9 protein-coding genes are annotated in these 9310 nt (G+C 66.1%); 2 read left to right on the forward strand and 7 right to left on the reverse strand.

The features are described 5' to 3' along the window. From AC1D1G_RS36325 to AC1D1G_RS36355, 7 genes are all read right to left on the reverse strand, one after another. A partial coding sequence (locus AC1D1G_RS36325) for an MOSC domain-containing protein (RefSeq protein ID WP_477955900.1) occupies nucleotides 1–1727 on the reverse strand: 1727 nt, incomplete at its 3' end. An 11-nt stretch (nucleotides 1728–1738) separates the two neighbouring features. After that, nucleotides 1739–1873 (reverse strand): hypothetical protein, encoded by a 135-nt coding sequence (locus AC1D1G_RS36330; protein WP_477955902.1) that lies wholly within the window; start codon nucleotides 1871–1873, stop codon nucleotides 1739–1741. After that, complete coding sequence (locus AC1D1G_RS36335) at nucleotides 1870–3195, reverse strand: MFS transporter (RefSeq protein WP_477955903.1); 1326 nt, start codon at nucleotides 3193–3195, stop codon at nucleotides 1870–1872. The genes AC1D1G_RS36330 and AC1D1G_RS36335 overlap by 4 nt, the downstream gene beginning before the upstream one ends. 104 nt (nucleotides 3196–3299) lie before the next feature. Next, nucleotides 3300–4535, reverse strand: coding sequence for an alpha/beta hydrolase (locus AC1D1G_RS36340; protein ID WP_477955905.1), 1236 nt, complete (start codon nucleotides 4533–4535; stop codon nucleotides 3300–3302). Then, nucleotides 4532–4777, reverse strand: coding sequence for a hypothetical protein (locus AC1D1G_RS36345; protein ID WP_280780300.1), 246 nt, complete (start codon nucleotides 4775–4777; stop codon nucleotides 4532–4534). The genes AC1D1G_RS36340 and AC1D1G_RS36345 overlap by 4 nt, the downstream gene beginning before the upstream one ends. Then, nucleotides 4774–5418 (reverse strand): VOC family protein, encoded by a 645-nt coding sequence (locus AC1D1G_RS36350; protein ID WP_477955907.1) that lies wholly within the window; start codon nucleotides 5416–5418, stop codon nucleotides 4774–4776. The genes AC1D1G_RS36345 and AC1D1G_RS36350 overlap by 4 nt, the downstream gene beginning before the upstream one ends. 23 nt (nucleotides 5419–5441) lie before the next feature. After that, a complete protein-coding gene (locus AC1D1G_RS36355; RefSeq protein ID WP_477955912.1) occupies nucleotides 5442–6200 on the reverse strand; it encodes a maleate cis-trans isomerase family protein in 759 nt (252 codons plus the stop codon). A gap of 256 nt (nucleotides 6201–6456) precedes the next feature. Between AC1D1G_RS36355 and AC1D1G_RS36360 the strand changes: the two genes are divergently transcribed. Both AC1D1G_RS36360 and AC1D1G_RS36365 read left to right on the forward strand, forming a co-directional pair. After that, nucleotides 6457–8559, forward strand: coding sequence for a hydantoinase/oxoprolinase family protein (locus tag AC1D1G_RS36360; RefSeq protein ID WP_477955908.1), 2103 nt, complete (start codon nucleotides 6457–6459; stop codon nucleotides 8557–8559). 11 nt (nucleotides 8560–8570) lie between these two features. Further along, on the forward strand, nucleotides 8571–9310 hold a 740-nt coding region (locus AC1D1G_RS36365), incomplete at its 3' end, for a hydantoinase B/oxoprolinase family protein (RefSeq protein WP_477955910.1).

Below are 9310 nucleotides of genomic sequence, written 5' to 3' on the forward strand. Positions count from 1 at the left end.
GGTTGCGAGCAGCACAAGAGAGCCGTGCCTGGCATCGGGGGCTCCAGGGGGTCCGGTCGGTATCGAACGGTCCCGGAGAGGATCGGGGTCTGGCAGGTGTGGCACACGCCGGTTCGACACGACCAGCGGGTCGGAACGTCGCAGGCTTCGGCGAAATCGAGGACGGTGCTGTACTCGTCGCTCCATGGCACGGTGAGTCCGCTGCGGGTGAACGTGATGCGCGGCCCGGTGCCGACGGGTCCCAGTGGCAGGTGTGGCAGGGTGTGGGTGACGTCGGTGAGTCCAGGGTTGATGGCCGAGAGTGCGCCGAACAGTTCGGTGTGGATGCGGTCGGACTCCACACCGAGGTGCATGAGCGCCTCGCGCATCGCGGTCGTGAACGCGGTGGGACCGCACAGGTAGGTGGTCACGTTGGCGGGCAGCCCCAGGGCGGCCAAGGCTTCGCGGTTGATGCGGCCGGCGACGGCCGGTGGATCCAGGTTCGCCGTCGGACTCTCGGCGGTGTAGTAGACGTGTTCGTGACCGCGGTCGACGCTGGTCAGCAATCGGTGCGCTTCGTCCGCGAAAGCCTGTTCGGCGGCTGAATGGGCGGTGTGCAGCCACCAGATGTCGCGCTTGCTGTGGGCTGCGGCGAGTGCATGCAGCATCGCCAGAACGGGGGTCACCCCGACGCCGGCCGAGAGCAGGAGCACGGGCGTGGTGTCGTCGCGGTCTTCGGGAAGGACGAAATCGCCACGCGGAGAGGCGATGTCGACGGTGTCGCCGACACGTAATTGCGTGTGGAGATAGGTGCTGACGAGGCCGTGAGTCTCGCGTTTGACGCTGATGCGGTACTCGCTGTCCGACGGGGCGGCAGACAGCGAATAGTTGCGCACCGGCGGTGGGTCGGCGGCGCCGGCGACGCGGAGGGCGAGGTGCTGGCCGGGTTTCGGCCGGGTCAGCGGGGTGTCGTCGTGTGGCGCCAGGTGGATCGACGCCACGGTTGTGCTTTCGGGAACGATCCGCGACACCCGCAGCGGTCGGAAGCCGGCCCAGCCTTCCGGTTGGGCGCCGGCGGGCGGCTCGCCGGCGCGCTTCGGGTGCTCTGCGGCGTCGAGCAGGTCCCGAAACGATCGCTGCCAGCCGGGGCTGAGCGCGGGGATGTCCACTGCGTTCCGGAGCTGGCCGATGTCCCGGTCGGGTAGGTAGAGCAGTGCGTCGATCGCGGCGACGCTCATGCGGTGTCGACCGATCCGGGTGCGGATGATCTCGTCGCCGGCCTGCACGTGACCTTCGGTGATGACCCGGAAGTAGAACCCGGGCCGGTGGTGGGCAACGAGCAGTGCCGGCATCTCGGGTTCACCCAGGCGCATTCCGACCCGATAACAAGTGACGCGTGGCTGAGTAACCTCGAACTCGGCGTCACCGATGCGATAGCGGTCACCGATGTGCACCTCGTCGTCGGGTAGGCCGTCGACGGTGAAGTTCTCACCGAACTGACCGTATTCGAGATCGTCGCGACCGAGTTGACGCCGCCAGAAGTCGTAGGACTGACATTGGTAGACGAGGACGGCACGTATTTCGCCGCCGTGACCGTCGAGGTCGCCTTGACCGTCGCCGTCGATGTCGAGCGTGCGGACCATACGTGGACCGTCGACGGGGTACTTGAAGATGCCCGTGTGGACGGTCCGTCCTTGCCAGGGAACGTCTTTCGGCATACCGACGTTGAGTGACCGTAGGCGTGCCATTGTGCGACCCCTTACTGTTTCGCGCCGAACAGATTGCCGGAGGTGTCCATCGTTCGCGCCCTAGCCATCGCGATGAGCAGCTTCGTCATGTCGCAGAACATCCTATATCCGACTGTGATCTGCACCACTCCCGGCCCGATGGTCATGAAACAGCTTTCCGATCGATATCCGCGGCCGCGGAAGGAGGTCGGGTCTGAGCGGATCGGCGGATCGGTGTGCGTTGCGGAACGAGCACGGTCAGGATGGCACCGACGACGGCCGGCGCCGCGAAAGCCGCCAGTTGCCAGTTGGTTCCGGTCCCGATCGCGACGAGAACGCCACCGTAGGTGGGGCCGACGATCGCCCCGATCCGGCCCACACCCAAGGCCATACCCAGTCCTGTGGCACGACTCGACGCGGGGTAGTGACTGCCGATGAACGTATTGAGAAGGATCTGGGTGCCGGTCGTGCCGACTCCGGCGAGCAACACCAACATGTAGACGACAACCAACGGCGGAGCGGTGGTCACGAGCAGTAGTGCGATCGCGGCGCACAGAAAGAATGCTGCCGTGACGGGTTTGATCCCGTACCGGTCGGCGAGCACCGCGCCGCCGAGGGCGCCGAGGGCGCCTCCGATGTTCAGTGTCAGGAGGAAAGACAGGGACGCGCCCAGAGGGTATCCGGCCGATCTCATCAGTGCGGGTAGCCAGGTCGCCACGCCGAACAACACCAGCAAACAGAGCAGGGTCGTGCACCAGAACAACAAAGTCGTGAGGGTGCGGTCGGTGCCGAAAAGTGCGCGCAATCCACGTTCTCGGCTGGACGTGGTGARTGTCGGGGCGGCGGTGCGTTCGAGGCGATACCGGTCGGCAATCGCCGCCGCGGCGGCATGTTCTCCACGGGAAGCGAGGTAGGCGGGTGATTCCGGGAGATACGCGAGCATCAGGGGCAAGAACATCAGCGCCGGCACCAGGCCGGCGAGAAACATCGATCGGAAGCCGTGGGTGGGAACCAGCCACAGGGAAAGGACTCCGGCGAGTATGCCGCCGATGCAGGTGCCGACGAACCCCATGGCCACGGAACGGGCCCGGGCACGGGGTTCGGCGAATTCGATCAGTGTGGCGGCGGCTGTGGGCATGAGGACACCGGCGCCGAGTCCGACGGCGAAGCGTCCCGCCCCGAACACCTCGGGGGTGGGGGCGATCGCACACGCACCCATGGCTGTGGAGAACATGACGACGGCGGCGAGGAGAGTGCGGCGTCGTCCCCACCAGTCGGCAACTGCCGCGGCGAGGAGGGCGCCGACGAGCATGCCGATGCCGGTCAGCGAGCCCAGCATCCCGACGTCGGTGGCGTCGAGGTCCCACGGGGTGTACGTGAGCAGTGACGGAACCACGGTTCCGTACATCAGGAGGTCATAGCCCTCGAGGACCAGGGCCATCAGGCAGAGCCCGACGACGGGGGCTGCGGGTGGAATACGGGCACGCATCGGATTCTCCGCTCGGAAGGTAGCCCAGACCAACGACCGCGGTGACCTCCGGAACATGTGAGGTCACTGCGGCGCGAGGTCCGGCAGAGGGATGTGGTGGCTGTCTACGGGAATCTGGTTGCCAGCCACGCGCCGATGTCGGCGGCGGCGAGGCTGGCACCGGTGGGAGCGCCGTCGTGGATGGGTCCGCCGAAGTGGGTGCCGGCGACGCGGACGTGGGTTTTGTCCGTCGACCCGAGTGCATCGCACATCGTCTTGGCGTCGTCGGGGAAGCAGGCCTGGTCTCCGGTGAGTTCGACGAACAGTGTCGGTGCGGTCACCGTGGGGGCGCAGCGCAGGAAGTCGGCGTTGCTGCTGAGCCCGGACCAGGTCGACAACCAGGCGTCCGGCGTGGAGAAGCGACCGAAGCCGACGAGTCCGTAGTTGGTCAGGTCGGGTCGCCGGCCGAACAGCGACCCGTAAGGGCGTTCGTTCGGGTTCAGCGATAGATCGACGAATCGCAGGTCGGCGTCGGTGCGGTAGACGGTGAGGACGCGGGGCGCGAGGGCGGCGCGACGATCTCCCGGATCCGACGTGTTCTTGTACCGGCGGCGCGCGTCGGCGGTTTCGTCGACGCGTTGCCGGGCGATGGTGTCGAGGCGGGCGATGCGGTCGCGCTGCGCTTGGCGGTAGCGTGTGATGAATTCCGGTGAGTAGGAAGAACTGTGGGGCGGTTCGGCGAATCCATTCGCAGGATCGAACGGGTTCAGGTCCGGATCTGTCGAAAGCGGGTCGGATTCGTCGACGACCGACGGGTCGATCAGCCGCAGCAGGAGCGCACCCTGACCGGGGTGCGGTGCCATGAATATCGCCGCATCGGGCCGGGGCATCTCGGCCCCAGCCAGGTCGATGGGTCTGCCCGCGGGAGTATGGGTCAACCGCTCCCCCGGCGGCAAACCGGCTTGCTGGTGGTAGAACGCAAAGAGGGTTCCGCCGCCGGAATGGCCGAGGGTGACGACGTGGTCGAAACCCCTCTCCCGCAGAAACACTTGCCCGGCCGCGGCATCGAGCAAGGCTTGCTCGTGCACTAGAGCGATGTCGTTGTTGACCGATCGGGTGCCCTGCGTCCATACCGCGAACCCGCGGGCGAGCAGTTCGGGCACGAGCACGTGGTGAGTCAGATCCTGGCGCGGGTGCATCAGCGCGACGACGGTGTGCGCATCGGGCACCACCCGTAGGACACCGGAGACCTTCGCTCCGTCGGCGGTGGCAAGTTCGTGCACCGACGTGACGGCGGTGTCAGGGGCCTGGGCGGCGTCGATGTACCGTCCGGCGCCGAGCCGTTGGGTGCTCTCGCTCATTGCGGCTCAACCCTCATGGCGTCCTTGTCCCACTGCGTGATTCGGGACCCCGCCAGTCCGGCGACGCTGCTGTACCAGACGGCGTGGCGGCAGCCGGTGGCGCGGCGGTCGATGACGATGGCCGAGTCGGAGACGATTCGGAAATAGGGCCCGACGTGGTCGACGGTGACCGCCGGGTTGCGACCGGCCACCTCGGCAACAGCCGTGTTCTCGGGGACGTCGAGGACGAACAGGGTAGTCATCGGGTCGCCATCTCCTTCGATTCCTGCTCCTGCTGCCAGGCCGCTGCCCGTTCGGTGATCAGTTCGGCTTTGCGGGTGAGCAGCGCGGCCATGCTGGGCTCCGGTCCGGTCACCACGTCGACCAGGGCGTCGATGGTGAGATTGGCGTCGAGGTCTTCCTGCGCGGTGACCGGGCGTAGCGCCCTGGTTATTTCGATCATGTAGCCGTTGGGGTCGTGTGTGTAGATCGACTCGATCGTCTCGTGCTGGATCTGCATCTCCACCGGCCACGAGCTGTGGTCCAAGCGCCGCCGGTATTCCATCAGGTCGTCTTCGCTATCCACGTGAATTGCCAGGTGGCGGGAGCGGATGAAGAAGATGGGTACGTCCTCGGCGAAACGGGAGTACGAGTCGCCCTGCGGGCCGCCGTCGAACGGTTCGAGGCCGAAGTAGTAGAAGAATGCCAATCGGTCGTCGTTGCCGATATCGAAGAAGAAATGGATGAAGTCGGGATGTTTCTCCGGGCCCCAGCCGGCCGCGCAGATCGAGTGCACGACTGGGAACCCGAGAACGTCACGGTAGAACGTGACGGTCGCGGCGGGGTCGAATGTCGGGTAGGCGACGTGGTCGACGCCTTTGACCGTGTGTTGCAGTTCGGACATGGTGAACTCCAATGGATTCGGGGCTACTGARGGGCGGCGGCCTGGGCGTCGGCACGCAGGAGACCACCGGCTCCGGGGATGTCGACCGGAAGATCGAGGGCCCGCAGCAGGCTGTAGACACCGGCGGTGGCCGCCGAGAGGACGGGCAGCCCGAACTCGTCTTCGGCCGCTTGGACGAGGTCGAGTGAGGGCATCTGCACGCACGCGGAGATCACCAGCGCGTCGGCTCCGGCGCGGTCGAGCGATCGGGCAGCGTCCATGACCCGGTCGCCGGGGATACAGCCGACCTCCGCGTTGTCGGCGACCTCGAGTGCTCGCCAGTCCGATACCTGAATTCCTTCGGCCTCGATGTACGCGACGACCTGCTCGGCGAGGGGACGCATGTAGGGGGTGACCAGAACGATCCGTTCGGCGTGGATGGCGTGGAGTGCTTCGACGAGTGCGCCTGCGCTCGAGCGGATCGCCGCTTCCGAACCGCCGGTGGCCAGTTGCTCGGCAATCAGCCCCTCCACCCGCTGATGCTCTCCGGGTCCCACCGACATCAGCGCGACCAGGCACGCGTAGAGAATGGCGTCGACCCCGGCATCACCGAGTTCGAGGATGCATCGCTCGCGTTGGGCGTTCATCGCCCGTAGCTGTTCCGGGGACACGGACTGCATCCGCATCCGGCTCGAGTGAAACGAGAACCGCGCGTCCGCATGCCGGTTGAGCAGTGCCGGCATTTCCGTCTCGACGGTCACATTCGAACTCGGTACGACGAGTCCGATGCGATGAATGCCCATGTTGTGGCCCTTCTGGTGGGAGTCGGACATAGATTTACGCCCATGACGAGTATTCGACGCCAATGATGATTCGTCAACCCCCGAGTGACCGAAGCGTGGGTTCGCCGCAACTTCCCCCGCCTCCGTGACGGCACTCACAGTTGCCTCTTGACATGTCATCATTCACGTCGAATACTCGACACAGACGTAAGGAGTGTTCGAGGATGACCTCACACCGCCCCCTGAATTTCCCCCAGCACGAAGGAGCGCAGCTGCAATGGCATATGTGATCGGAGTGGACGTCGGTGGCACGTTCACCGACGCGGTATTGGACGACGATGCAGGCACTGTTCTCGCCGCGAAGGCCCCCTCGACACCGCCGGACTACTCCCGCGGCGTGATCGACGTCCTCGAGGTACTCGCCGGGCAATTGGGCTGTCCGATCGAGGAAATGCTGGCAAACACCCACCACATCGCACACGGCACCACGTCGTCACTCAACGCGCTCGTCATGGGCAACGTGCCCCCGGTCGGCTTCCTCACCACCAAAGGCCATCGCGACTCCATCTACATCATGAACGTCGAGGGCCGATACCTGGGCGGCTCACCGGAGCAGTTGCAAAATGTCATGGGGCAGAGCAAATCTCATGGACTGATACCGAAGAAGCATGCCCTGGAAGTCACCGAACGACTCGACCGCGACGGCAACGTCGTCGTCGCACTCGACGAAGAATCCGCCCGTCGATCCATCCGCACGCTTCTCGCCGACGGCATCACCGCGATCGCGGTCTCCCTGCTGTGGTCGTTCCGCAACCCGACGCACGAGCAGCGCATCCGCGAACTCGTCCACGAGATCGACCCGACGGTGTTCGTGTCCCTGTCGAGTGAGGTGAGCCCACGCATCCGCGAATTCGCCCGCAACGCGACGACCATCATGAGCACCCAGATCGGACCGGGGCTGCGTGACTACCTCGGTTCACTGGAGTCCGAGCTGCGGGAACGCAAACTCGCCGGACCCCTGCTGGTGATGCAGAGCAACGGCGGCGCCGTCGCAGCCGCCGAGGCACCGAAGAACGCGATCAGCACCGTCGGCTCGGTGCTGACCGGTGGCGTGGTCGGTGCGGTGTCCCTCGGCAAACAACTCGGCCACCGCAACATCATCGCCACCGATGTGGGCGGGACCACCTTCCTCGTCGGCCTCGTCGTCGACGGCGAGCCAGTCCGGGCGTCGAGCACGATCATCAACCACCACCCGATCAACGTTCCCACCCTCGAGGTACACGCCATCGGTTCCGGCGGCGGCGCCATCGCCTGGGTCGACCCCGGCGGCAATCTCCAGATCGGCCCGCACAGCGCCCAGGCCGTCCCCGGCCCGGCCTGCTACGGCCAGGGCGGCATCGAACCGACCAACGCCGACGCGAACCTGGTTCTCGGGATCCTGCCCGAACACGGGCTCCTCGGCGGCCGTAAACCGCTGGACAAGGACCTCGCGCGGGAAGCAATCCGCACCAACATCGCCGAACCCCTCGGGCTGTCGATCGAAGACGCGGCCGCGGCCATCTACGCCGTACAGAACGCCCAGACCGGTGACCTGCTGCGCAAGACGGTGGTCGAGGCGGGACACGACCCCCGCGACTTCGTGCTCTACGCCTTCGGCGGTGCCGGCCCAGCCCACTGCGCCGCCTACGCCCGCGAGGTCGGCGTCAGGGAAGTCATCGTCCCCCTCGGCCAGGTGGCCTCGGCGTTCTCCGCCTACGGATTGGCCTCGTCCAACATCGTCCTCGCCGCCGAACTATCCGACCCTGCCGCCATGCCGCTCGATCCTGCCCGTGCCGAGCGCAACTTCGCCCAACTCGAGTCCCAGGTCCTCGAGCAACTCAACCGGCAGGGGTTGACATTCACCGGGGTGGAGATCGAACGCGAAATCGACATGCGCTACACCATGCAACTCGCGGAGGTAGCGACAGCGGTACCTGCCGGCAGCCTCGACGCCGCCGGTATCCACGCCGCGTCGGACCTCTTCGAGCAGCGGTACGCCGAACTGTACGGAAAAGACAGCGGTTTCCGTGAGGCCGGAATCCAGGCCATCACCTACCGTGTCCGGGCCACCGGCCTCCTGCCGTTCTCCCCTACCCTGCCGGAGGTCAAGTCCGCAGACTCCGCCGATCCCACACCAGCACACATCGGAACCCGAAAAGTGTGCCTGGACGGCCGGATCGGGTACGTCGACACCGACGTCTACGACTACAGCAAGCTGCTCGCCGGACACGTCCTGCACGGGCCGGCCATCATCGAAGTCCCCACGACCACCGTCGTCGTTCCCCACGACACCACCGGCACCGTCGACCGCCTCGGCAACCTCACCATCGCCGCCCAGTAGGAGCACCGAAGATGACCATGCAAATCCCCGGCTCCGAAATCTTCTCGAGCCGACCGATCGACCCCGACGCACTGGCGCGATCGCTGCCCCCGACGCTGGCAGTCCACACCGTCAGCCAGGAGCACATCGACAACCTCGACCCACTGACCTACGAGGTCATCCGGCACCGGCTGTGGTCGGTCACCGACGAAATGGGCGAAGCACTCAAACGCATGTCCGGCTCCCCCATCGTCACCGACGCCAACGACTTCGACTTCGCGATCAGCGACGAAATCGGGCAGGAAGTGCAGGTAGGCCTGTACAACACCATGCTCGTCGGGGCCGTCGACCTCGCCATCTACTGGACCCTCCAGCACCGCGCGACCAACCCGGGCATCACCGAGGGCGACATGTTCCTGTGCAACGATCCGTGGGTCGGCGGCGGACTGCACCAGAGCGACGTGATCGTCTACCAACCAATCTTCCACGAGGGCAAGCTCTTCGCCTGGACCAGCGCCATCTGCCACGAACCCGATCTCGGCGGATCCGGGCTCGGCTCGTTCGACCCCTCTGCCCAGGACGTGTTCTCCGAGTCGCTGCCGACACCCCCGATCAAGGTGGTCCGCGACTACGAACTGCAACGCGACGTCTCCGACGCGTGGGTGCGGCGCTCGCGGGTGCCGATGCTCGTCGGACTCGATCTCCGCGCGAAGATCGGCGCCAACACCGTGGGGCGCAACCGACTGCTCGCGGTGATCGAGCAGTATGGCGC

Source organism: Rhodococcus sp. P3_B8, from assembly GCF_056402775.1.

Excerpts from the sequence above, each read along its gene's own strand:
- AC1D1G_RS36330 (WP_477955902.1), bottom strand. The coding sequence starts at position 1,873 with ATGACCATCGGGCCGGGAGTGGTGCAGATCACAGTCGGATATAGGATG.
- AC1D1G_RS36340 (WP_477955905.1), bottom strand. The coding sequence starts at position 4,535 with ATGAGCGAGAGCACCCAACGGCTCGGCGCCGGACGGTACATCGACGCC.
- AC1D1G_RS36345 (WP_280780300.1), bottom strand. The coding sequence starts at position 4,777 with ATGACTACCCTGTTCGTCCTCGACGTCCCCGAGAACACGGCTGTTGCC.
- AC1D1G_RS36350 (WP_477955907.1), bottom strand. The coding sequence starts at position 5,418 with ATGTCCGAACTGCAACACACGGTCAAAGGCGTCGACCACGTCGCCTAC.
- AC1D1G_RS36360 (WP_477955908.1), top strand. The coding sequence starts at position 6,457 with ATGGCATATGTGATCGGAGTGGACGTCGGTGGCACGTTCACCGACGCG.